Origin of the sequence: Rothia sp. HMSC078H08, assembly GCF_001808955.1 — a bacterium.
Lineage (GTDB): Bacteria > Actinomycetota > Actinomycetes > Actinomycetales > Micrococcaceae > Rothia.
This window is the reverse complement of sequence record NZ_KV795257.1, coordinates 72,859-94,523: the sequence shown is the minus strand read 5'-3', so window position 1 is coordinate 94,523 and position 21,665 is coordinate 72,859. Positions and strand designations below refer to the sequence as shown.

Genomic DNA, 21,665 nt, shown 5'->3' with positions numbered 1-21,665 from the left:
TACACTGGACATACTATGAGCAAGCACCACGCACAGTCCGACGCACACACTTCTAACGCTTCTAACGCACAGACCCCGGCGGAGCGCACCGACTACGCTGCCGCCTACACCGCATCCCGAGAGCGCGCCGCCTACGCAAAGACCGCCCTCGGCGCTTTTGAGGCGTCCCTTGAATTTCCGCTGGATGATTTTCAGCGTCAGGCGTGTGCCGCCGTGGAGGCGGACCGCTCCGTCCTCGTTGCCGCGCCCACCGGTGCCGGTAAGACCATTGTGGGTGAGTTCGGTATCTACCTGGCGTTGCGCCGCGGCATGAAGGCGTTCTACACGACCCCCATTAAGGCGCTGAGCAACCAGAAGTACCACGACTTTGTGTGCGCGTACGGTGAGGATTACGTGGGTCTGCTCACCGGCGATACGAGCATTAACACGGAAGCACCCGTGGTCGTGATGACCACCGAGGTGCTGCGCAACATGCTCTACGCCAACTCGACCACGCTGACCGGCCTGGGCTATGTGGTCATGGATGAGGTGCACTACCTGGCGGACCGTTTCCGTGGTGCAGTGTGGGAAGAGGCGATTATTCACCTTCCCGAGCATGTGAACGTCATTTCCCTGTCGGCTACGGTGTCGAACGTTGAGGAGTTCGGCGCGTGGCTGGATACGGTGCGCGGCGGCACGGACATTATTGTTTCGGAGCACCGCCCGGTGCCGCTGTGGCAGCACATGATGGTCGGTCACCGCGTGGTGGACCTGTTCGTACCCGAGGACAACTCCGCACAGGGCAAAAACCACACCCAGGGCAAGAACCAGGAGCCGGAGGAGAAGCTCTCCCGCAAGCAGGCGAAGAAGGCACAGAAGGCTAAGCAACGCGGCGCATCCGTGGAGGCGGGCGCTAACCCGCTGCTTGCCGGTCTGCGCCTGAACCCGCAGCTGAAGGCGCTACGCCCCGGCTTCCGTTCGAGCCCGGGCCGCGGACGCTACGGCGGCAAGCGTGAACGTTTCCGTCACCGCCGTGAAGGCTGGCTCAATGAGACGTTCAGCAGCGGCGAGCGCGGCGGCTCGAACCGTCGTGACCGTTTCAGTAACAACCGAGATTTTGATGCGCGCGGTGAGCAGAAGCCTCTGCGTCCGCAGCGCATTACCCGCCCGGAGATGGTGCGCGCCCTCGACAAGCAGGGCCTGCTGCCCGCAATCTGCTTTATCTTCTCCCGTGCCGGTTGCGACGGCGCGGTCAGCCACTGCGTATCCGCCGATATTACGCTGACCACCCCCGAACAGCAGCAGACCATCCGCGCCTACATTGCGGAAGCGACCGCTCACCTGGACACCCGCGACCTGAACACCCTCGGCTACTACGAGTGGCGTGACGGCCTGATTCGCGGTATCGCCGCACACCACGCCGGCCTGCTACCCCTATTCAAGGAGGTCGTCGAAACCCTCTTCGCCCAGGGCCTGATTAAGCTGGTCTTCGCCACCGAAACCCTCGCACTGGGCATCAACATGCCCGCACGCACCGTGATCTTGGAGAAGCTCACCAAATACAACGGTGAATCCCACGTAGACATCACCCCCGGCGAGTACACCCAGCTAACCGGACGCGCAGGCCGCCGCGGCATCGACATCGAAGGCCACGCCGTGGTCATGTGGCGCCCCGGCATGTCCCCAGAACACGTGGCAACCCTCGCCTCAACCCGCACCTACCCGCTGAACTCCTCATTCCGCCCCACCTACAACATGGCGGCAAACCTCATCGCCTCCTACGGCGCCGAACGCACCCGCAAAATCCTAGAATCCTCCTTCGCACAGTTCCAGGCAGACAAATCGGTCGTGGGCGTCGCCTCCCGAGTACGCAAAAACGAAAGCGCCCTAGAAGGCTACCGCGAAGCAATGGCATGCCACCTGGGCGACTTCACCGAATACGTCCAGCTCAGCCGCCACATCGCTGAACTGGAAAAGAAGGCATCCAAGAGCAACGAACGCCACGCCCGCGCGCAGGCACACCACAGCATCCAACAGCTACTGCCCGGCGACATCATCTACATTCCGCACGGCCGCTCCCGCGGCTACGCAGTCGTCATCACCCGCTCCGATTCTCACGCCGACCCGCGCATCGGCATCGTCACCGAGGACGCGCACCAGCGCACCGCCTCAACCCGCGACTTTGAGGGTGCCGTCGAACCGGTCTCACGCATCAAGATTCCCAAGCGCCTGAGCCTCAAGACCCCCAAGGAACGCCGCGACACCGCAAGCCGCATGCGCCAGGCGCTCTACGACGGCCGCGCCCCGCGTGCGCTCGCGCAGCAGAACATTCCGGCTCGTCAGAACAGCATTGACGCGCAGCTGGAGGCTCTGCAGGCTCAGCTACGTAACCATCCGTGCCACGGCTGTTCCGACCGCGCGAACCATATGCGCTGGGCCGAACGCTGGCAGAAGCTCAACTCCGAAACCGAAGGGTTGCGCCGTCAGATTGCGCGTCGCACCAACACGATTGCGCAGGTCTTCAACCGCATTTCGCGCCTTCTGGAGAGCTACGGCTACGTGGAACGCACCGAGGACGGCGAACTGTCGCTGACCACCGGCGGCCAGGCTCTGCGCCGCATCTACGGCGAGCGCGATCTGCTGACCGCCCTGTGCCTGGATGCGCACTTCCTCGACGGCCTGGAGCCCGCCGCCATCGCTGCAACCGTTGCCGCGCTAACCTACCAGGGCAAGCGCGACGCGGTGGAGTACCTGGCGCACTACCCGCACCCGTCCCTGCGCGCACCCATTGCGACGATTACGCAGCGCCTCGCCGACCTGAACGCAGCCGAGGAACAGTTCAAGGTCAACCCGACCCCCGCATGCGACTTCGGCCTGGTCGAGCCCATGTACGCCTGGGCGAACGGCGCGCACCTCGCAAAGGCAATCGAGGACACCGGCCTTGCCGCCGGCGACTTCGTACGTTGGGCAAAGCAGGTACTGGACGCCCTGGACCAAATCGCGCACATCCGCTCACTGGACCCGGTCATTCGAGCCCGCTGTGAAGAAGCGATTGAGGCGGTACGCCGCGGCGTAGTCGCCCTGGACGTCTAGCCCGCGCCTTAGCTACACCGTACATAGTGCTACACCGCGCCCGACCAGTTCGGGCCACCACCCCCGCTACTGTGCATTGTTCTACATCATCTAAGTTCCGCCTCATCTAAGGACGAACGAACTACCACAGGCAGCGGGGGTGCTTCTATACTCAAATGAGACGCTCAGCTAAGCTACGCGAGCACAATCGACGTGCCCGCCCTCGTGTGCGCTCCGGCGCGCCTCAATGGTGAAAGGATTCTAATGTCTACCCGTATTTTCGTAGATGGTAGCGTGTACAGCCCCGTCGACCCGTACGCAACCGCAATGCTGGTCGAGGACGGCTTCGTCCGCTGGGTTGGTTCCGACTCCGGGGCACGTTCTATTGCTGACGAGTCCGCCACCATCACCGAACTCGACGGCGCCCTGCTGACCCCCGCCTTTGCACGCGCACTGGCACCGGTCGCAGGCAAAGAAGCACCCGAAATCCTCGACTACCTGCAGGCATACCGCGCAGCCGGCTACCACACCCACACCCTGCTCGCCGGCATGGAAGACGTACCCGACCTCGTCTCCGCACTCAGCTACTACAGCGCCGAACACGGTACCCCCGACATCCGCCTCATCCTCAACGCCACCGGCATTGAAACCGACGAGCTCATCAGCGCTATCAAGGCACTACGCCCCCTCACCGAAGGCGAACGCGCCGTCAAGGGCCTGCAGCTGGTCGGTATCTCTGTCGCACCCGACGAGGCACCCGCAGCAGCACAGGTAGCCGAAGACGCCGCACTCCTGCTCTCCATCGACGCATCCACCGGATTCACCACCGCAGCCGACGCAGCGCTCGCCGTACGCGAAACCCGCCCCTGGCTCTCCATCCGCCTCGACGCAGCAATCAGCACCCCGCAAGACCCCATCACCGACGAATACCTCACCCAGCTGGCAGAAGCACGCATCAACCTCGGCCTCAGCGTCTGCGAACCCGAAGAAGACGAAACCGCCAACGACACCGTCCAAGCACTCCTCGCACACGCCGGGGGAGAGGTACGTGAGTCGGTAGCTTCCGTAGCCCGCCGCGCAAACGCAGCAGGCACCTCCATCGCGCTGGGTTCTGATGCTCAGCTGTACGCACCCGGCGCCTGGTCCCTCATCCGCGAACTCGTCAACGACGAACACGGCATCTCCGCACGTAGCGCCTTCGCCGCCCTCACCCGCGGCGTATACCGCCTCGCCCACGAAGACAACCCCTTCACCGGCCAGCTCACCCCCGATACCCCCGCATACGTCGCACAATGGCGCGTCGAAGCCCTCATGGTCCAGGCACCCGACTCCCGCGTCGCGTCGTGGAGCACCGACCCCCGCGCTCGCATTCCGTTGCTTCCGGTGCTGGATGAGGATTCGCCTCTGCCCATCCTGGAATCTATTTACACTGAAAGTAACTAATTTTTTAGCTTATCAGCACCTTTTTAGGCAGTTTAGGGGCAGTGGAAGCCCCCGCTGGTTCAGCTGCCCACATGTTTACCCGGTATACTGGATATCTACACTGCCTGTTTTATATGCACCTGTGAGGGAGTAATATGCGCGTTCTAACTGTCATCCCGACGTATAACGAGAAGGAGAACCTGCCCGTCGTGGTAGAGCGTCTTCGCAAGGCAGCTCCCGAGGTGGACATTCTCGTGGTGGATGATAACAGCCCCGACGGCACCGGCCAGATTGCTGATGAGCTGTCGGCTAAGGATTCCCAGATTCACGTTCTGCACCGCACCGTTAAGGACGGTCTGGGGGGCGCATACCTCGCCGGCTTCGATTGGGGCCTTGAGGCAGGCTACGACATTCTGATTGAAATGGACGCTGACTGCTCGCACCAGCCTGAGCAGCTTCCTTCCCTGGTTCGTGCAGTGGAGGCGGGCGCTGACCTGGCTATTGGTTCGCGTTACGTGCCCGGCGGCAAGACCAAGAACTGGCCGGCTCACCGCCAGATTCTCTCTCGCGGCGCTAACCTGTACACCCGCCTGATTCTGGGCACCTCCATCAAGGACATTACCGCTGGTTTCCGTGCGTACCGTCGTGACGCTCTGCAGCGCCTGAACCTTGACGGTATTGACTCGAAGGGCTACGTGTTCCAGGTGGATTTGGCGTGGCGTTCTGAGCAGGCTGGTCTGAATATTGTTGAGGTTCCGATTACTTTCGTTGAGCGTGAGATTGGCGCTTCGAAGATGGACGGCAACATTATCTTCGATTCCATGTCTAAGGTGACTCGCTGGGGTCTGACCAACCGTGTTCAGAAGCTCAAGAAGGCTCTGGGCAAGTAAAACATCCCTCGTTCTGAGACTTATACGAAAGGCCGGGGCGGATACATAACGTATCCGCCCCGGCCTTTTTCTGTTTTCTCTGGCACTCTTTCCTGGCTCACGTATCGACGAAGCCACCACCAAAAGAAGAAAGCCCGCTCAGAGCGCAAATGGCTCTTAGCGGGCTTCTACAGCCTTTCTACGGCGTGTCTACAGCGCTTTTAGAGCGCGTAGTGCTTGCGGTAGTATTCCAGGCGGTCTTCCAGGGTCTTTTCCAGCTCTTCGATGCTGCGACGTTCCATGAGCATGTCCCAGTGGGTACGTGCGGGCTTCTCTTCTTCGGCGTCTGCGGTGGAGTCGCCGTTGACGAGGTATGCTTCCTTGCCGGACTTTGCGGTCCATACCGAGGGGATTTCTGCCTCTGCCGCGAAGGTCACGAAAACGCGGTCACCGTCTGCGGTACGGTATTCGACGCGCTGGCGGGGCGCGGGCTGTACGTTCGATTCGGTTTCCATCGACTGGGAACCCAGGCGCATACCGCGCAGGCTACGATCGCTCATTTTTCCTCCAGTGTCGTCGGGTGCGCCTTGTGGCGCTTTAGGCATAACGTTGGGCGGGGGAGAGCTATTCCCTCGAACGTTTACAAAACATCCATTATATCGGTAATAGTCTCCACCCGCCCAGCGTGGTGGTGTTTATTCGGCGTGATTTTTGGTGATTCGCGCCTTTTTATGCGTTAGATTCCGCGTTTAGCCGTTGATGCCGTAGCTTCCGGGGGCCTGCGGTGCGCTCTTGGGAGCCTCTGCTGCGGGCTTCTTCGGTGCGTCCGCAAGGTCGGATGCGGGCAGGGTGCCGAATGCGTTGCCCAGGCCGCGCAGTGCATCGCCCAGTTCGGTCGGGATGAACCAGAGCTTGTTGGCGTCGCCTTCGGCGAGCTTGGGCAGGGTCTGCAGGTACTGGTAGGTGAGCAACTGCTGGCTGGGGTTGGATTCGTGGATTGCGGCGAAGACCTTCTGCACGGCTTCGGCTTCACCGTTTGCGCGCAGGATTGCGGACTGTGCGTCACCTTCCGCACGAAGGATCTGTGCCTGCTTTTCGCCCTCTGCACGCAGGATGGCTGCGCGGGATTCACCTTCTGCGGTCAGAATGTCGGACTGCTTCTGGCCTTCTGCGGTGAGGATTGCGGCGCGGCGGTCACGCTCTGCACGCATCTGCTTCTCCATGGAGTCCTGGATGGACACCGGGGGCTGGATTTCCTTGATGTCCACGCGGGAGACGCGCAGGCCCCAGCGGCCGGTGGTGGAGTCGAGTACACCTCGCAGTTCCGCGTTGATCTGGTCGCGGGAGGTGAGGGTCTGCTCCAGGTTCAGGCCACCAACGACGTTACGCAGGGTTGCGCTGGTCAGCTCGTCCACGGCGCGAATGTAGTTGGTGATTTCGTAGGTTGCCGAGCGGGGGTCGGTGACCTGGAAGTACACGACGGTGTCGATACCAACCACGAGGTTGTCTTCGGTAATCACGGACTGCGAGGGGAAGGAAACCACCTGTTCGCGCAGGTCAATCAGGGGCAGCACGCGGTCAACTACGGGGATGACGATGTGCAGGCCGGGGTTGAGAACGGCGTGGAACTTACCCAGTCGTTCAACGATGCCGGCTCGTCCCTGCGGGATGACGCGCACGGTCTTTGCGAGCATCGTCAGTACGAAGAGGATGAGTAGGACCGTCAAAATAAGGCTGATAGGCATTGTTTCTCCTTATCGGTGAGTTATATGGTGTGTTTTTGGTATCTGAACCTGCTTCTAGAGCCGGTATTCAGATGGGTCTTAGGTGTGGGGGAGAGGCTCTACGATTGCGGTAGCGCCCTCAATGGCTCGTACCCTCGCGTGTGATCCGGCAGGGAGCGTTCCGGAGGCGGTGCGCGCCGTCCAGGTATCGCCGGCCAGTACCACCAAACCGGTTTCACCAGTCACATCTTGAGTGACGCGCACCTCAGCGCCAATGAGTGCTTCGGCATTAGTGACAGCTCCGGTAGCTGATTTATTGAGTTTCTTCAGCAGCGGCGGGCGCAGGCCAAGAACCAGAATCAGGCAGATAACCACGAAAATAACGGTTCGAATCAGCATGTTATCCACGAAGGGCGATATTGCTGCGGTGACGCCTGCGCTGATCGCCAGCATGAGAAAGAACAGGTCGAGGCTGAGCATTTCTATGACGGCGAAAACGAGGGCGAGTGCAACCCAGAGTGTCCAGGGTGTCTCAAAGAGCCAATCCACGAGTTTTCTCCTTTGATGTACATCAACCGGCGTGGTTGACATTGAATCTGCATACGAGGCGACAGCACCTTCGTGATGCGGGGTATATCCATTATTTCAGGTGGATTGAGTACTGGCGACGGTTATGGTGACTGAGTGAGGTTAATACATGAACTGTTAAGACTTTATTTAGATACGGGGAATCTTTGGTTCATTCTAGACCTCCCTAAAAAGCCGATAATATACATTATGTAAAGTAGACCTATTTTTCACTACCCCACCGACGGTTCACCGGTGCTTTCGATACTCTGGCTGGCACGGGTCGGTCGAGCCTGCGCTCCTCGTGGTGCGACTACGCTGTCCTCGTCCGCTGTTCTACGTTCCGGGCACCTCGGCTTTCTCGACGCTCAGCTACACGCTCGAACTCTCTACGCCGCTCACATCTCCTCGTCGTTCCGTTAAGCGACAGGCACCCGAGACCCCGCACCCTTCGGTGCACTCTGTTCGTCTCGGGTGCCTGCTATCTATCGATTTCTAGAGGATTTCTAGAGCTTTCGACCCCCAGAGCTCCTAGCCCTTCTCAGCTCGGCTTCTGAAATCAGCCCCGAGGCTCTCGCCTCTGGCTACTGATTCCCTAGCCCTCCGCGTGCTTTTCGCTGAACTCTACCCAGGCGTTGAGCACTCGCTCCGCTGCACCGGATGCAATGGACTCGCGCGCATCGGCCAGGGCCTGAGTGAAGCGCGTCTCAAAGCTCTCACCGTTGGTCGGGCGGTAGGCCACCAGGCCTGCGGCCGCGTTGATGAGCACGGCGTCGTGAATAGCGCGCAGCGGGCTCTTCGGGGACTCCCCCTCCCCCGCCAAAATGGCGCGGAACACACCCGCGTTGTACTCGGCGTCGCCGCCTCGCAGCTGCTCCAGCGGTGCGTTCTGCAGGCCGTACTCGGTCGGGTCAAAACGGTACTCGGTCAGTTTGCCGTCTACAGCCTCCCACAGGCGGCTCGTGGTGGCGATGGTCAGCTCGTCCAGGCCGTCGTCTCCGCGGAAAATCAGGGCGTGATCGCCGCGCTCGGCGAAGACGTGAGCCATCTTCTCAGCCATGACCGGGTTTGCCACGCCAATTGCCGAGGACTTCACGCGGGCCGGGTTGGTCATGGGGCCCAGGTAGTTGAACGCGGTCGGAATACCCAGCAGGCGGCGGGTCGGGCCCACGTGGCGCATGGCCGGGTGGAAGGTCATGGCAAACAGGAACGTGATGCCGGTCTCGCGAGCGCACTCGGCGACGGCGGGAATGGGCATGTCGAGGCGGATTCCGAGGGCTTCGAGGACGTCTGCGGAGCCGGATTTGGAGGTGGAGGCGCGGTTGCCGTGCTTGACGACGGTTGCACCGGCTCCTGCGATGACGAGGGCGGCCATGGTGGAGATGTTGACGGTGTTTTGCTGGTCGCCGCCGGTGCCGACGATGTCTACGGCGTGGGGGTCGATGTCGACGGTCTCGGCTTTGGCGATCATGCCGGCTGCGAGCGCGCCGAGTTCTTCGGGGGTTTCGCCCTTGGAGTGGAGGGCGGTGAGGAAGGATGCGAGGATTGGCTGTTCGGTTTGGCCGGTCATGATTTGGTCCATGGCCCAGGCGACTTCGGTGTCGCTGAGGTTCTGGTGCTTAATCAGTTGGTTGAGGATGTATTTCCAGGTGATTTCGTGCGTAGTCATGTTTTAAGTGTAAAACCCCCGTCGCGTATCTGCACGGTTGGGTGCAGTATGCGAGACGGGGGTTTGTTAGGCGTGTTGCGCTTTAGTGGTGGGTGTCTTCGGTTTAGTGGAAGGAGTCACCGCATGCGCAGGAGCCTGCTGCGTTGGGGTTGTCGATGGAGAAGCCCTGCTTTTCGATGGTGTCTTCGAAGTCGATGGTGGAGCCGTCGAGGTAGGGTGCGCTCATCTTGTCGACGATAACCTCTACGCCGTCGAAGTCGCGGACTGCGTCGCCGTCGAGGACGCGCTCGTCGAAGTAGAGCTGGTAGATGAGGCCGGAGCAGCCGCCGGGCTGGACGGCGATGCGCAGGCGCAGGTCGGTGCGGCCTTCCTGTTCGAGGAGGGTGCGGACCTTGGTCTGTGCTACTTCGGTGAGGTTGACGCCGTGGGTCGGCAGTTCGATGGTGGTTGCACTCATTGGTGTTGTCCTTTTGTTTTGTTGGTTGCCCGTGTGCGTCGCGTGTGCGTCGCGTGTGGGTGTTTTAGCCTTCACGATACGCGCCCGGGTGTTTGATGTACAACCTAGGGTGTGCATAGTTCGCCGGGGGCGTGAGTGTTGATGTGGGGGCTTGACAAATAATTCTGCTTCTAGGATACCGAAAAAGTGGGGGTTGGGGTTTGTGACCCTTCTCCCCCACTTTTTGTGGATGTTTCTCCCCCGCGCTTCTTGAAGCTTTCTAGCCGAGTGGGTGCTGGTCAGCGAGCGCGTTTAGCGAGCGCCGAGTGCGCTGAGCAGCAGTGCCTCCGCCAGGATTGCGTTCTTGAAGTCCGGGATGTACAGGGACTCGTTGGCGCTGTGGGCGCGGGTGTCGGGGTCTTCCACACCGGTGACCAGAATCTGTGCCTGCGGGAAGGTCTGCTTCAGGTCGGCGATGAACGGAATGGAGCCGCCCATGCCGGTCTGCACGGGTTCCAGGTCCCAGGCGGCGCGCATGGCGTCCAGAGCGGTCTGCGCACCGTCTGCGTCCACCTCGGTCGAGAAGGGCATGCCGGAATCCACGGCGGTGTAGCTGACCTCGGCGCCGTGGGGTGCGTGGGCCTTGATGTGCTCGGCGAGCGCGCGGTGTGCGTTTTCGGGGGTGTCGCCGGGTGCGAGACGGGTGCTGATGCGTGCTCGGGAGAGGACTGCCAGGGTGTTGGAGGAGGTTGCGATGGAGGGGATGTCCATGCCGATGACGGAGATGGCCGGCTGGGTCCACAGACGGGAGGCGACGGTTCCGGTGCCTGCGAGGGGTACGGAGTCGAGGATTCCGGAGTCGTTGCGGAAGTCCGCTTCGGCGTATTCGAGTTCGGGTTCGGGGGCTCGGTGTAGGCCTTCGACGGCTACGGCGCCGGTGGCGTCGTGCAGGGTTGCGAGGAGCTGTGCCATGAGGGTGTGTGCGTCGAGCATGGGGCCGCCGAACATGCCGGAGTGGATGGCGTGGCTGCCGACGCGTACTTCGATGTCGCCGGATGCGACGCCGCGCAGGCTGGTGGTGAGTGCGGGTACGCCGGCGCGCCAGTTGGCGGAGTCTGCGACGATGATGTAGTCGGCGGATAGTTCGTCGCGGTAGGTGTTGAGGAAGGAGACGAAGGAGGGTGAGCCTGCTTCTTCTTCGCCTTCGATGAAGAGTTTCACGCCGAGTTTGAAGTCATCGCCGAGGGTTTCGTTGATGGCTGCGAGCGCGGCGAGGTGTACGAGGATGCCTGCTTTGTCGTCTGCTGCGCCGCGGCCGTAGAGGCGGTCGCCCTTGCGGGTGGCGACGAAGGGTTCGATGTTCCAGAGGTCGAGGTTGCCGGCGGGCTGTACGTCGTGGTGGGCGTAGAGCAGGATGGTCGGGTAGCCTTCGGCGGCGGGGCGCTGGGCGATGACGGCGGGCATGCCCTGCTTTTCGGTGCCGTCGGCGGTGGTGTAGGTGGCGCGTTCGATGCGTGCGTTGTCGAAGCCTGCCTTGCGGGCGAGTGCGGCGGCTGCTTCTGCACTGCGGTCGACCTGGGTGAGGTCGTGGGATTCCCAGGCGATGGAGGGAATGGCGACGAGGTCGGTGAGGGTTTGTAGGGTGGCTTCGAATCGTTCGTTGATTGCGTCGTTGAGGGCGCTGTGGTGGGTGAATTCAGTAGTCATGTTTCTACCTTACATCGCGGGGTGTGGGGGTGTGTTATTCGGGGTCTTGCGGTGGGGTGGGGCTGTGGTGTTTCAGGCTCTGACGTGGTTTTGTTGTGGAGGGGGTGTATCTGTGTGTGTCGGGTATGATGGGAGGGTGTTTGGTCGTAAGAATAAGAAGGCTGAGACTGAAGCTGCTCAGCCGCAGGTTGTAGAGGAGCCGCAGGCTCCGGTTGATCCGAAGTTTACCCCGAAGAAGGGCCGTCCGACTCCTTCGCGTAAGGAGCGGGAGGCGGCTCGTCATAGGCCTCTGGTGGGCGGCGGTGATCATGCGCTTGCGAATGATCGTGAGGCGCGTGCTGAGCTTCGTCGTCGTGAGCGTGAGGATAACGCTAAGCTTCGTGCTCGTCAGAATGAGGCGTTGCGTGGCGGTGATCAGCGTTTCTTGCCTCTTGTGGATCAGGGTCCGCAGCGTCGTTACATCCGTGATTATGTGGATGCGCGCCGTAACCTGGGCGATTTCATGCTGATTGTTCTGTTGGTTCTGCTGGTTGGCGGCTGGATTGCTCAGGGTGTGGCTGGTACGTCTACTGCGGCGGCACCGATTTATTACGGTTCCGTGTACGCAATGTATGCGCTGATGATTCTGTGGGTTGTTGACTACTTCATTTTGTGGCGCAGCCTGAAGAAGAAGCTGATTGCTAAGTTTGGCGAGGTTCAGCGTGGTTCTGGCATGTATGCGTTTAACCGTGTGATGATGATTCGTCGTATGCGCCGCCCGGTTCCGATGGTGAAGTACGGCGAGTACCCGCGCTAGTTGTTAGTGCCCTGTGGCGCGGTCCCGTGTTGGGGGTTGTGTTTGTGGGGTGTGGGGAGAGGTCCTGATTGTTTGGGCCTCTCCCCTAGTTTTATGCCCGCTACCCTCTTATGCGGCGAATGTAACGCTTAGACGTCGATTTGGGAGTAGAGAATCTGCCACCTGCCGTCGCGGTGTTCGAGGGCGAAGATGTAGATTTCTTCTTCCTTGTCGCTGCTCCAGGTTTCTTGGCGACCATCTGGTTCCACGTCGGTTTCTTTGTCCCATTCGTGGCGGGTTTTCAGGCGGTAGGTTTGGTCGTCCTCGGTCCAGGGCTCGCCGACGGGCTTGAAGTATTGGATGCCGTCGATGACCCAGCCGCCGCGCCGGTAGAGTGCTTCTATTTCCCGGTAGATTTTGAGTTCTCCGTCGTTTGTCGAGGAGAGGAATTCGCGTGCTTTGCTGTAGTCGCCGGTTTGGATGCCGTAGTTAATCCACTGGTTCCAGGCGTCCATGGTTTTGCGGATGCCGGCGGCGGTCTTTTCGCGGTAGCCGTCTTCGGGGGCGTTGGGTTTGGGAACGTTTTGGGCGGGGCCTTTGGCGTCTGCTTTGCGGTATTCGCCGGCGCTGTTGCCGGTGCTTGAGCTACTGTTGGTGGCGGCCCTGCCGGAGGCGGTGGATCCGTCTCCTGCAGTTGTGATGTCGTGCGGCACGCAGGCGGTGAGTAGGGTGCCGAGGCCGAGGAGCGAGCCTCCGGTCAGCATCGAGCGGCGGTTCAGCGCGTTGGGGGTCATGGGTGGTCCTCCACATCGTTGTAGTGCATGATTTCCCGTCTATCTCCATTATGCGGGGGTGCGCGCCTAGAACCCGTTATTGGTCTATTCCCATCGTCCGGTTGTTGCCCGGTTGTTGCCCGGTTGTTGTTCGTCCAATTACGCGAGCTGTTTGCCCGCGCAGAAACGCAAAAGGGGGCACCGCATCCACCCCAACGGGTAGAGAACGGTGCCCCCTCAGCACGCCGGGAGCGTGAGGCTCCCTCCCCCGCCAGTTACCCGGCGAGGCGTAAACCTTTTAGCGGCGAGCGCGGCGCAGCTTCACCAGGCCGCGGTTAATGTGTGCCGCCCAGAGCGGGCCCTCGTACAGGAAGGCGGTGTAGCCCTGCACCAGGTCGGCGCCAGCGTCCAGGCGTTCCTGCACGTCCTCGGCGGTGGTCACGCCGCCGACGGAGATGATGGCCAGGTCGTCGCCGATTTCGCGCTTGAGCAGGCGCAGCACCTCGAGGGAGCGGGGCTTCAGCGGCGCGCCGGAGAGGCCGCCGGCACCGATTTCCTTGACCTTGGTCATATCGCTGGTCAGGCCCAGGCCTTCGCGGGCGATGGTGGTGTTGGTGGCGATGATGCCGTCCAGCTTCAGCTCCTTGGCCAGGGCCGCCACCTCGATGATGTCCTCGTCGACCAGGTCGGGTGCGATCTTGACGGTGAGGGGTACGTGGCGGTTGGGGCTGACGCGGTCTGCCTCCTCGCGCACGGCGGTGAGCAGCGGGCGCAGCGACTCGATAGCCTGCAGGGTGCGCAGGCCGGGGGTGTTCGGGGAGGAGACGTTGACAACCAGGTAATCTGCCTGCGGTGCCAGGGTGCGGGTAGAAATCAGGTAGTCGTCGATAGCGTTCTCGAGCTCAACGACCTTGGTCTTGCCGATGTTCACGCCGATAACCGGGCGTACGGCGCCGCGGTATTCGGTTTCGAGGTCTGCGCGGGCGGCGGCTACGCGCGGGCCTGCCGCTGCGGCGCCGTCATTGTTGAAGCCCATGCGGTTGATGACGGCCTTATCTTCGACGAGGCGGAAGAGGCGCGGCTGCGGGTTGCCGGGCTGCGCCTGACCGGTGATGGTGCCGATCTCGACGTGGCCGAAGCCGATACCAGCCAGCGCGGCAATGCCCTTACCGCCCTTGTCGAAGCCCGCGGCCAGGCCGAAGGGCGAGGGGAAGGTGATGCCCATGACGGTGGTTGCCAGTTCGGGGGCGGGCTGGAAGTACTTGCGCAGCGCGCGGGTGATGCCGACGTTGCGCAGGGTCTGAACGCCCCAGAAGCCGACGTGGTGTGCCTTCTCGGGGTCCATGCCCTTGAAGAAGATGTTGAAGAAGGTCGGGTAGATGCGCATTTGTTCTCCCTAGTGTTGGAGGGTATGGGTGGTTTGTGGGCGGCGAACCGGGTCGTCGCGTTGGGGCGCTAACGCCTGGGCTTAGTGGTCGGCCTACTCGGCGGCGATGGCGTCGACTGCGCCCCCGTAGCGGCGGTCGCGGCGCGCGTACTCTTCGACGGCTTCCCAGAGGGTGCGGCGGTCGACGTCGGGCCAGAGCACGTTCATGAAAATCATCTCAGCGTAGGCGCTCTGCCACAGCAGGAAGTTCGAGATGCGCTGCTCACCGGAGGAACGCAGGAACAGGTCAACGTCGGGTAGGTCGGGTTCGTCCAGGTACTTCTGGATGGTCTTTTCGGTGATGCTGCCGGGCTTGAGCTTGCCCGCGGCTGCGTCTGCCGCGATGGCTGCGGCCGCGTCAGCAATTTCTGCGCGGCCGCCGTAGTTCACGCACATGGTGAGGGTGCAGACGGTGTTGTCGATGGTTTCGCGCTCGCAGAGCTCGAGCTCTTCGATGACGCTCTTCCATAGCTTGGGTCGGCGACCGGCCCAGCGGATGCGCACACCCCAGGTCTTGAGGGTTTCGAGCTGGCGCTGCAGCACCTCGGTGGAGAAACGCATGATGAACGCGACTTCGCTGGGTGAGCGCTTCCAGTTTTCGGTGGAGAACGCATAGGCGGTCACGTACGGGATGCCCATTTCGATAGCGCCCGCAACAACGTCCAGCAGTGCCGCCTCGCCGGCGCGGTGGCCCTCGGTGCGGGGCAGGCCGCGTTCGTTGGCCCAGCGCCCGTTGCCGTCCATGACGACGGCGACGTGCTGGGGGATGAACTTCTTCGGGATGGGAGGCGGGGTTGCCCCGGTGGGGTGCGGGGGCGGGGGTACGGGCTGGGTGCGTGCCATGTGTGCCTTTCTTCCCTGGCGGGGGTTCTCCCCCGGGGTTGTCTGCCGAGTTATGCTGTTAGCTATTTTACCGTGGCACGGCACGCATGGGCGGGCGCTTCGGGTGTTATTTTGCGGGGGTTTCCGCCTCGAGCGCCCCGAAGGTTTTGAGAGGGTGCTCCAGCAGATTTTGGGTGGTGGCGAGGTAGAGTTTGAGGATTTTATCGGCGGTTCCGCGGGGTGCGGCGTCGATGGTTTCCCAGGCGCTCGGGTTGGGGCTGGCGGCGGCGAGCGCGTAGGCCAGGTCTTCGGCCGTGAGAGCGGTGAGGGGCGCATCAGTGGCGGGGGCGCACTTCGGGCAGAGGACGGTGTACTGGCCGTAGGTGTGGGCAGTGTGGAAGGCAAGGTATCGGCCCGGGGCTTCCGCCGTGCCCTCCCGAGCCGTGGCTTCGGGCGTAAGTGGGGTGCCGCATCGGGTGCATCGCTCGCCGATGAGGGGCCAGCCGGAGCGGTCCATGGCGCGGGCCAGGTAGCGGGTGAGCACGCGCTGGGGGGTGTGCTGCGCGTGGGCTAGGGTTGCGAATGCCCCGTGGGTGAGCGTGTACAGTTCGGTGGTTCCGGCGTTGTTTTGGGTGAGGTCTTCGGCGAGTTCGGCGATGGTGGAGGCGCACGTGTACGCATCGTAGTTCGCCATGATGGGTGCGGTGTAGGCGTGCAGGGTCGCCGCCTGGGTGATGGTGTGCAGATTAGTACGACCGCGGCTGAAGGACAGGTCGGTGTGCATGAACGGTTCGAGTCGTCCACCGAATTTGGAGGTGGGTTTGCGTACGGCTTTGGCGACGGCGTGGGTGATTCCGCCGTCGCGGGTGAGCATGATGATGATGCGGTCGGTTTCGCCGAGTTTTTGGGTGCGGAGGATGAGGGCGGCGTCGCGCCAGGTGCGGGGTTCGCTCACGGGTGTCTCCGTTCTCGGTACATGCTCGGTAGGTGCGTGGTGGATGCTCAGTAGATGCTGAGGGCAAGATCTACGCGGGTGTTGTGGGTACGGTTCGACCCCTGCCGTATTACCCCGCGTAGGGGGTACCGGTCAGGGGTCGGTTCGTAACGTATGGGCGAGGCGCTATTTAGTCCTCGTACTCAATATCGTCGTCGATGTCGTCTTCATCGTCGAGGATTTCTTCAAGGTCATCCTCGTCTTCATCACCGTAGACGCTCAAGGGAGTGACCTCGTTGTACGCCTCGAAGAGGGCATCTTCGTAGGCTTCGAAGGCGTTGGCGATTTCTACGTATGCCTCATCGACGGCAGAGTCGTGCTCGCCGGTTCGGTTGACGACGGCGGTCAGGTGCGCCTCCAGCGCGTCAAGGAGGCGGGTGAGTTCGGTGCGAGGATCAATGCTCATGCCATTTATTCTACTACCTACAGGCCGATGGTGTGCGCCGGGCGGTCATGCGGCGGTTTAAACGCGGAACTATGAACGGGTGCGGCAGGTAAATCAGCGGGTAAATTCGGTGGCGTGAAGAGAACACCAAAGCCAGAGCGGTAAGCCCAGGTTGGTCGAGTCAGGCTCGGCAAGCCAGATTGGTCAAGCCAAGCAGCACGCGGCGCATCAAACCCCGCATAAAAACCTTACAGACACAGCGAACCCGCCGTCCCCAGGTCCCCTACCCCTCAAGAGGCGGGTGCCGGGTGCGGCGGGTTCTTCTGTCGGTTAGCTCAGCTTGACGCTGCACCTACTGAATGTTTGCTTCTTACGGGTTGAGCCCGAGAGAATGAGAAGCCGGGGTTTTAGAAGCCCAGGGATGCTGCGGATGCGCGGATTGCCTCAGCGGATGCCTTCAGCTGTGCCAGCTCAGCCTCGTTCATGGGAACCTCGAGCACGCGCTGGATGCCCTCACGGTTGACGATGGTGGGCAGGGACAGTGCAACGTCCTTGAAGCCGTACAGCTCGCCTGCAATGGTGGTGGAGACGGGCAGCACTGCGTTCTGGCCGCCGAGGAATGCCTCAGCGATACGTGCGCCGGAGATACCGATTGCGTAGTTGGTGGAACCCTTGCCCTCGATGACCTTGTATGCTGCGCGCATAGCTTCGGTTGCCAGTTCTGCACGGACCTCTTCGGTGAAGACGGGCTTGCCGTCCTGCTCCCACTCGGTCAGGGGAACCATACCGATGTTTGCTGCGGACCAGACGGGGAACTCGGAGTCGCCGTGCTCGCCAACAACGTTTGCGTGAACGCTCTTGATGGAGACGCCAGCCTTGTTAGCAATCAGCCAACGCAGGCGGGAGGAGTCCAGAACGGTACCGGAGGACAGCACGCGGTTTGCGGGCAGGCCGGTAATCTTCTGGGCCACAACGGTGAGAACGTCACAGGGGTTGGTGACGAGCATGATAATCGCGTTGGGTGCTACGGACAGAATGTTCGGCAGCAGCTTCTCGAGGATTGCGACGTTTGCGCCTGCCAGTTCGAGGCGGGGCTGACCCGGCTTCTGGCGAGCACCAGCGGTGATGATGACCATGTCGCAGTCGCGCAACAGCTCGATGTCGTCGCCACCGGTTACGGTTGCTTCGTGTGCGAACATTGCACCGTGTGCGATGTCCAGTGCTTCAGCGTGTGCGCGCTTGCCGTCGATGTCGTACAGGACGATTTCGTCTGCGGAGCCGCGGACCATAGCTGCGTATGCGGTTGCGCTACCGACGCCGCCTGCACCGATGACGCCGAGCTTGGTGGGGTTGTTGACACCGTTCATTGCTGTATGCCCTCTTTTCGTGAGAGTTATCCGTGTGGTGCGAGAGGATTCTCGCGTGGTCTATAAGGAAGCGGGTGTGTGCCTCGGGGTTGAATTTCCTTGGGCGGGCGTCCTTCCCCGGTGAGCTTGCTTCGTTATGTTCTATTATGCCGCAGATTTTGCGTTTTGTGTTGGGTTATTTTGCTTTTTTCGATGGGTGCTGGTGACTTTATGGGCTATGAGGGGTGTTTTTCACTCACAAAACCAAATAATGACGTTCTGACCTTTTGAGCAAGCTCACATGCCGCTAAAGTAGCCCTCCACATCCACGGCGCCGCCGGAAGCCTCAAAATCAGCACGAACCGCATCCGCCAGCTCGTCGTCGACCAGGAAGTCCAAAGCCACAGACGCCAGACCGAACGCCGCATCCAGAGCAGCATCCACCGCCGCCGGAGTGTCAGCACAGTGCGCGAACTCCACCGTGTGCATACCGGTACCCTCGGGCGCAATCTGAATCAGCGGGTGAATACCGGGCACGCGCAGGCTCACATTACCGAAATCAGTAGAAGCCGCCAGGGTGTCACTGACCGTTCCGGGCGGGTACGGGTGGCGACCCACCGAACGCTGAGCCGAAACCCAACGCTTCAACAGCGGACGGTTCGTACGCACCGGCATGGTCATCGGCGAAGAATCCCACGTCACCTCCGCACTCACGCCAGCCATGAGCGCCGCACCGCGCAGCACCTCCTCAACCCGTCGCGACAGCGCACGCAAAGTCGGCGCGTACTTAGAACGGATATTAATATGCAGGCTCGCGGAGGCAGGAATCAGATTCGGGGCGTCCCCGCCGTGGTCAATAATCGCGTGAATACGGTCAGAACCGGGAATCTGCTGACGCAACAAACCCAAACCCTGATACGCCAGATTCGCCGCGTCCAGGGCGTTACGACCCATAAACGGGTGCGAGGAAGCATGCGCGCTCACGCCCGTGTAGGTCACGCGACATTCACGGCGACCCAACCACGCCTGATCAGCCACATCGATAAAGTAGGGGTGCACCATAATGGCGGCATCCACCTGCTCGAACGCGCCGGCACGCGCCATCAGCTCCTTACCGGCATCGGACTCTTCGGCAGGAGTGCCGTAATAGAGGACCCTACCGCTAAACGCCTCGGGGCCGGTGGCGAGCGCATCCGCCAGGGCAAGGAAAGCGCCCAGGCCGGATACCGCAATGACGTTGTGACCGCAGCCGTGACCGATGCCCGGCAGCGCGTCATATTCGGAGAGAATCGCGATGGTGCGGTGCTTGGCAGGGTCATAGTCGGCGCTGGTGAGCTCCACTTTGAACGCGGTATCCAGACCGAAGGCGGGGTACTCGATCTTGAGGTTCGGGTTACTGAGGTTCGGGTAGGCCTCGCGGACCGCATCAACGAGCGTGCGGGAGGCGAAATACTCCTCGTAGGCAGTCTCAGGGTGCGTGTGAATCGCCTTGAGAATTGCGGTCAAAGAATCCGCGCGGGTGGCTACGGAATCGGCGAGGTCGCGGCGAATATGCGCCAGCCCGCTATCTTCATCGAGGCGGTGACCGTGATGCGCGCCGTGCCCCTTTCCATGACCGTGCCCCTTTCCATGACCGTGGCGCTCGCCGTGGCTACGTTCCTGCTCGGGCTGACCATGGTCGGCATGTTCCCGCTCGGGATGCGCGTGCCCGCGCTTGCGGCGGTGCTCAGCGGCACGCTTACGCCGCTCGGTTTCGAGGGCAAGAATCTCGGAGTACTCGCTACCGCGCACGCAATCAGCGTCGGGCGCGTCGTAGTGGCGGGTTATTGCGGCGGGTCGGTTCGGTGCCGTTCGACCGGAGCCGTCAGAAGTGGGCTGGGTGTGGGCGGCGGTGCCCTGTGCGTTCGCGTCAGTCATGCTTCTACGCTACCGTCTGCGCTCGCCGGGCGCTAGATGCTCGGGCGTGATGGAGTCGAAAACACCCAAAAAGAAATATCTGTCACATAAAAGAAATTTTGTATATATCCTAGGAATCTTTGATTTATAGGAGTAGCGTTAAGCACATGGGAGCGACAATCCAGCCGCACCCGTCACCATCCGGCGCTAGCGATGCGAATGCCGGCAGGACAGTTCACAACCGGTCCAAACCATGTCGTTTGGGCCTCTGTCAATACAGTGACAGACCCAAGGACGCGAACCGTACCGGCAAGCACACACCGCAGTGAGCGCCACAACCACGCTAAGGAGCTCCAATCCCATGAAGGCAGCACGCTTCTACGACCGTAACGACATCCGCATTGAAGACATCCCCGCACCCGAAGCAGCTGCGGGCGAGGTTCTGATTAAGGTCGCCTGGTGCGGCATTTGCGGTACCGACCTGCACGAATACCTGGACGGCCCCATCTTCTGCCCCCAGCACGGTCACCCCCACCCCATTTCTGGCGAGGACTCCCCCGTCACCCTCGGTCACGAATTCTCCGGTGTTGTTGAGGCACTGGGCGAAGGCGTAGACGACCTTGAGGTTGGCGACCACGTTGTCGTCGAGCCCTACATCATTCGTGATGACGTCTACACCGGCCCCGACTCCAAGGACTACCACCTGTCTAAGGACATGAACTTCATTGGTCTGGCAGGTCGCGGTGGCGGTCTGTCCGAGAAGGTTGCCGTCAAGCGCCGCTGGGTTCACAAGATTCCTAACAACATTCCCCTGGACGAGGCTGCACTGATTGAGCCCCTGAGCGTTGGCTACCACGCTGTTGAGCGTGCAGGCGAGTTCGAAGAGGGCGCATTCGCACTGGTGACCGGTGCTGGCCCCATCGGTCTGCTGACCTCCGCAGTTCTGAAGGCTAAGGGCGCTAAGGTTATCATCTCTGAGCTGTCCCCGCTGCGCCGCCAGAAGGCTCTGGACTCCGGCGTTGCTGACTACGCTTTCTCCCCCGCAGAGGTTGACGTTCTGGCTGAGATTCACAAGCTGACCGACGGCCGTGGCGCTGATATCGCGTTCGAGTGCACCTCCGTTCAGCCCGCACTGGACCTGATTCTGGATGCTCTCAAGCCCACCGGTAAGGTCGTCATCGTCTCCATTTGGGGCAAGCCCGCTTCCCTGGATGTTCAGAAGGTTGTGCTCAAGGAGCTCGATATCCGCGGCACCATCGCATACGTGAACTCCCACCCGGAGACCATCAAGCTCGTTGAGTCCGGCAAGATTGACCTCAAGCCCTTCATCACCGGCAAGATCGCTGTGGAAGACCTGATTGACAAGGGCTTCGACACCCTGATCAACCACAACGAGACCGCTGTGAAGATTCTGGTCACCACCGACCCGGAGCGTCTGGCTGAGTAATCTCTCTGAGTGCTGAGTAATTCAGTTTCAGCTGATGCAGCTACTCTTCTAGCTTCCTTAGCGTAGCTAGTGTGGGGTGAGGTTCCTTTCGAGGAGCCCCACCCCACTACTTTTTTGTGCGCTTTTTACCGGGTGCACAAAACCGGGAATACAAAACCGAGCATACAAAAATCCCCGGTTCCGAAGAACCGGGGATTATCTGTGCGCGAGGGGGGACTTGAACCCCCACCCTCTAATACGAGGACTAGCACCTCAAGCTAGCGCGTCTGCCTATTCCGCCACCCGCGCAGGTGACTTTCGAACGTTTTCCTTTCGGTGCCGTTCGAAGCAACACGTAATACTATACGGGCTTTCTG

At 61.4% G+C, this 21,665-nt stretch carries 18 protein-coding genes and 1 tRNA gene; 5 read left to right on the top strand and 14 right to left on the bottom strand.

Features of this window, described 5'->3' with window-relative positions; translation table 11 throughout:
• The first annotated feature begins 15 nt into the window (after positions 1 to 15).
• The 3 genes from HMPREF2528_RS07235 (at position 16) to HMPREF2528_RS07225 (ending at position 5,363) form a co-directional block, all read left to right on the top strand.
• Complete coding sequence (locus tag HMPREF2528_RS07235; protein WP_070543502.1) at positions 16 to 3,072, top strand: DEAD/DEAH box helicase; 3,057 nt, start codon at positions 16 to 18, stop codon at positions 3,070 to 3,072.
• 243 nt (positions 3,073 to 3,315) lie between these two features.
• Positions 3,316 to 4,494 carry a hypothetical protein gene (locus HMPREF2528_RS07230; protein ID WP_005506030.1) on the top strand — a complete coding sequence of 393 codons (1,179 nt, stop codon included), beginning with the start codon at positions 3,316 to 3,318 and terminating at the stop codon, positions 4,492 to 4,494.
• Positions 4,495 to 4,628: 134 nt separating this feature from the next.
• The gene (locus HMPREF2528_RS07225; RefSeq protein ID WP_005506032.1) at positions 4,629 to 5,363 is read left to right on the top strand and encodes a polyprenol monophosphomannose synthase; all 735 of its coding nucleotides are present in this window, start codon (positions 4,629 to 4,631) and stop codon (positions 5,361 to 5,363) included.
• A 200-nt stretch (positions 5,364 to 5,563) separates the two neighbouring features.
• On the opposite strand, the gene HMPREF2528_RS07220 is transcribed toward HMPREF2528_RS07225, so the two are convergent.
• From HMPREF2528_RS07220 to HMPREF2528_RS07195, 6 genes are all read right to left on the bottom strand, one after another.
• The gene (locus HMPREF2528_RS07220) at positions 5,564 to 5,902 is read right to left on the bottom strand and encodes an RNA polymerase-binding protein RbpA (RefSeq protein WP_005506034.1); all 339 of its coding nucleotides are present in this window, start codon (positions 5,900 to 5,902) and stop codon (positions 5,564 to 5,566) included.
• A 189-nt stretch (positions 5,903 to 6,091) separates the two neighbouring features.
• Positions 6,092 to 7,087: an SPFH domain-containing protein gene (locus HMPREF2528_RS07215; RefSeq protein WP_005506035.1), complete on the bottom strand. Its 996-nt coding sequence runs from the start codon at positions 7,085 to 7,087 to the stop codon at positions 6,092 to 6,094.
• A gap of 78 nt (positions 7,088 to 7,165) precedes the next feature.
• The gene (locus HMPREF2528_RS07210) at positions 7,166 to 7,615 is read right to left on the bottom strand and encodes an NfeD family protein (protein ID WP_070543500.1); all 450 of its coding nucleotides are present in this window, start codon (positions 7,613 to 7,615) and stop codon (positions 7,166 to 7,168) included.
• A 613-nt stretch (positions 7,616 to 8,228) separates the two neighbouring features.
• Positions 8,229 to 9,302 (bottom strand): anthranilate phosphoribosyltransferase, encoded by a 1,074-nt coding sequence (trpD, locus tag HMPREF2528_RS07205; protein WP_070506294.1) that lies wholly within the window; start codon positions 9,300 to 9,302, stop codon positions 8,229 to 8,231.
• A gap of 103 nt (positions 9,303 to 9,405) precedes the next feature.
• Positions 9,406 to 9,759: a HesB/IscA family protein gene (locus HMPREF2528_RS07200; protein ID WP_044150446.1), complete on the bottom strand. Its 354-nt coding sequence runs from the start codon at positions 9,757 to 9,759 to the stop codon at positions 9,406 to 9,408.
• Between the two features lie 291 nt (positions 9,760 to 10,050).
• Entirely contained in the window at positions 10,051 to 11,445 is a 1,395-nt protein-coding gene (locus tag HMPREF2528_RS07195; RefSeq protein WP_070543498.1) for a M20/M25/M40 family metallo-hydrolase, read from the bottom strand.
• 136 nt (positions 11,446 to 11,581) lie between these two features.
• Here HMPREF2528_RS07195 and HMPREF2528_RS07190 point away from each other — a divergent pair, with 136 nt between their 5' ends.
• The gene (locus HMPREF2528_RS07190) at positions 11,582 to 12,241 is read left to right on the top strand and encodes a DUF3043 domain-containing protein (RefSeq protein WP_070543496.1); all 660 of its coding nucleotides are present in this window, start codon (positions 11,582 to 11,584) and stop codon (positions 12,239 to 12,241) included.
• 128 nt (positions 12,242 to 12,369) lie between these two features.
• Here the strand turns inward: HMPREF2528_RS07190 and HMPREF2528_RS07185 are convergent, their stop codons facing one another.
• The 7 genes from HMPREF2528_RS07185 to HMPREF2528_RS07155 form a co-directional block, all read right to left on the bottom strand.
• Positions 12,370 to 13,014, bottom strand: a complete 645-nt coding sequence (locus HMPREF2528_RS07185) for a DUF6318 family protein (RefSeq protein ID WP_070543493.1) — start codon at positions 13,012 to 13,014, stop codon at positions 12,370 to 12,372.
• 277 nt (positions 13,015 to 13,291) lie between these two features.
• Entirely contained in the window at positions 13,292 to 14,380 is a 1,089-nt protein-coding gene (locus HMPREF2528_RS07180) for a quinone-dependent dihydroorotate dehydrogenase (RefSeq protein ID WP_070543491.1), read from the bottom strand.
• 93 nt (positions 14,381 to 14,473) lie between these two features.
• A complete protein-coding gene (locus tag HMPREF2528_RS07175; protein ID WP_070543488.1) occupies positions 14,474 to 15,262 on the bottom strand; it encodes an isoprenyl transferase in 789 nt (262 codons plus the stop codon).
• Positions 15,263 to 15,368: 106 nt separating this feature from the next.
• On the bottom strand, positions 15,369 to 16,196 hold the full coding sequence (gene recO, locus HMPREF2528_RS07170) for a DNA repair protein RecO (RefSeq protein WP_070543486.1): 828 nt from the start codon (positions 16,194 to 16,196) through the stop codon (positions 15,369 to 15,371).
• Between the two features lie 169 nt (positions 16,197 to 16,365).
• Positions 16,366 to 16,641: a hypothetical protein gene (locus HMPREF2528_RS07165; RefSeq protein WP_005509088.1), complete on the bottom strand. Its 276-nt coding sequence runs from the start codon at positions 16,639 to 16,641 to the stop codon at positions 16,366 to 16,368.
• A 386-nt stretch (positions 16,642 to 17,027) separates the two neighbouring features.
• A complete protein-coding gene (locus HMPREF2528_RS07160; protein ID WP_012903553.1) occupies positions 17,028 to 17,987 on the bottom strand; it encodes an L-lactate dehydrogenase in 960 nt (319 codons plus the stop codon).
• Between the two features lie 276 nt (positions 17,988 to 18,263).
• On the bottom strand, positions 18,264 to 19,883 hold the full coding sequence (locus HMPREF2528_RS07155; RefSeq protein ID WP_070543485.1) for an amidohydrolase: 1,620 nt from the start codon (positions 19,881 to 19,883) through the stop codon (positions 18,264 to 18,266).
• Between the two features lie 340 nt (positions 19,884 to 20,223).
• Between HMPREF2528_RS07155 and HMPREF2528_RS07150 the strand changes: the two genes are divergently transcribed.
• Positions 20,224 to 21,309, top strand: coding sequence for a 2,3-butanediol dehydrogenase (locus HMPREF2528_RS07150; protein ID WP_049362194.1), 1,086 nt, complete (start codon positions 20,224 to 20,226; stop codon positions 21,307 to 21,309).
• 202 nt (positions 21,310 to 21,511) lie between these two features.
• Here the strand turns inward: HMPREF2528_RS07150 and HMPREF2528_RS07145 are convergent.
• Positions 21,512 to 21,597: transfer RNA gene (locus HMPREF2528_RS07145), tRNA-Leu, on the bottom strand.
• Between the last annotated feature and the right edge of the window lie 68 nt (positions 21,598 to 21,665).

Excerpts from the sequence above, each read along its gene's own strand:
- HMPREF2528_RS07235 (WP_070543502.1), top strand. The coding sequence starts at position 16 with ATGAGCAAGCACCACGCACAGTCCGACGCACACACTTCTAACGCTTCT.
- HMPREF2528_RS07230 (WP_005506030.1), top strand. The coding sequence starts at position 3,316 with ATGTCTACCCGTATTTTCGTAGATGGTAGCGTGTACAGCCCCGTCGAC.
- HMPREF2528_RS07225 (WP_005506032.1), top strand. The coding sequence starts at position 4,629 with ATGCGCGTTCTAACTGTCATCCCGACGTATAACGAGAAGGAGAACCTG.
- HMPREF2528_RS07220 (WP_005506034.1), bottom strand. The coding sequence starts at position 5,902 with ATGAGCGATCGTAGCCTGCGCGGTATGCGCCTGGGTTCCCAGTCGATG.
- HMPREF2528_RS07215 (WP_005506035.1), bottom strand. The coding sequence starts at position 7,087 with ATGCCTATCAGCCTTATTTTGACGGTCCTACTCATCCTCTTCGTACTG.
- trpD (WP_070506294.1), bottom strand. The coding sequence starts at position 9,302 with ATGACTACGCACGAAATCACCTGGAAATACATCCTCAACCAACTGATT.
- HMPREF2528_RS07200 (WP_044150446.1), bottom strand. The coding sequence starts at position 9,759 with ATGAGTGCAACCACCATCGAACTGCCGACCCACGGCGTCAACCTCACC.
- HMPREF2528_RS07195 (WP_070543498.1), bottom strand. The coding sequence starts at position 11,445 with ATGACTACTGAATTCACCCACCACAGCGCCCTCAACGACGCAATCAAC.
- HMPREF2528_RS07185 (WP_070543493.1), bottom strand. The coding sequence starts at position 13,014 with ATGACCCCCAACGCGCTGAACCGCCGCTCGATGCTGACCGGAGGCTCG.
- HMPREF2528_RS07180 (WP_070543491.1), bottom strand. The coding sequence starts at position 14,380 with ATGCGCATCTACCCGACCTTCTTCAACATCTTCTTCAAGGGCATGGAC.
- HMPREF2528_RS07175 (WP_070543488.1), bottom strand. The coding sequence starts at position 15,262 with ATGGCACGCACCCAGCCCGTACCCCCGCCCCCGCACCCCACCGGGGCA.
- HMPREF2528_RS07165 (WP_005509088.1), bottom strand. The coding sequence starts at position 16,641 with ATGAGCATTGATCCTCGCACCGAACTCACCCGCCTCCTTGACGCGCTG.
- HMPREF2528_RS07160 (WP_012903553.1), bottom strand. The coding sequence starts at position 17,987 with ATGAACGGTGTCAACAACCCCACCAAGCTCGGCGTCATCGGTGCAGGC.
- HMPREF2528_RS07155 (WP_070543485.1), bottom strand. The coding sequence starts at position 19,883 with ATGACTGACGCGAACGCACAGGGCACCGCCGCCCACACCCAGCCCACT.
- HMPREF2528_RS07150 (WP_049362194.1), top strand. The coding sequence starts at position 20,224 with ATGAAGGCAGCACGCTTCTACGACCGTAACGACATCCGCATTGAAGAC.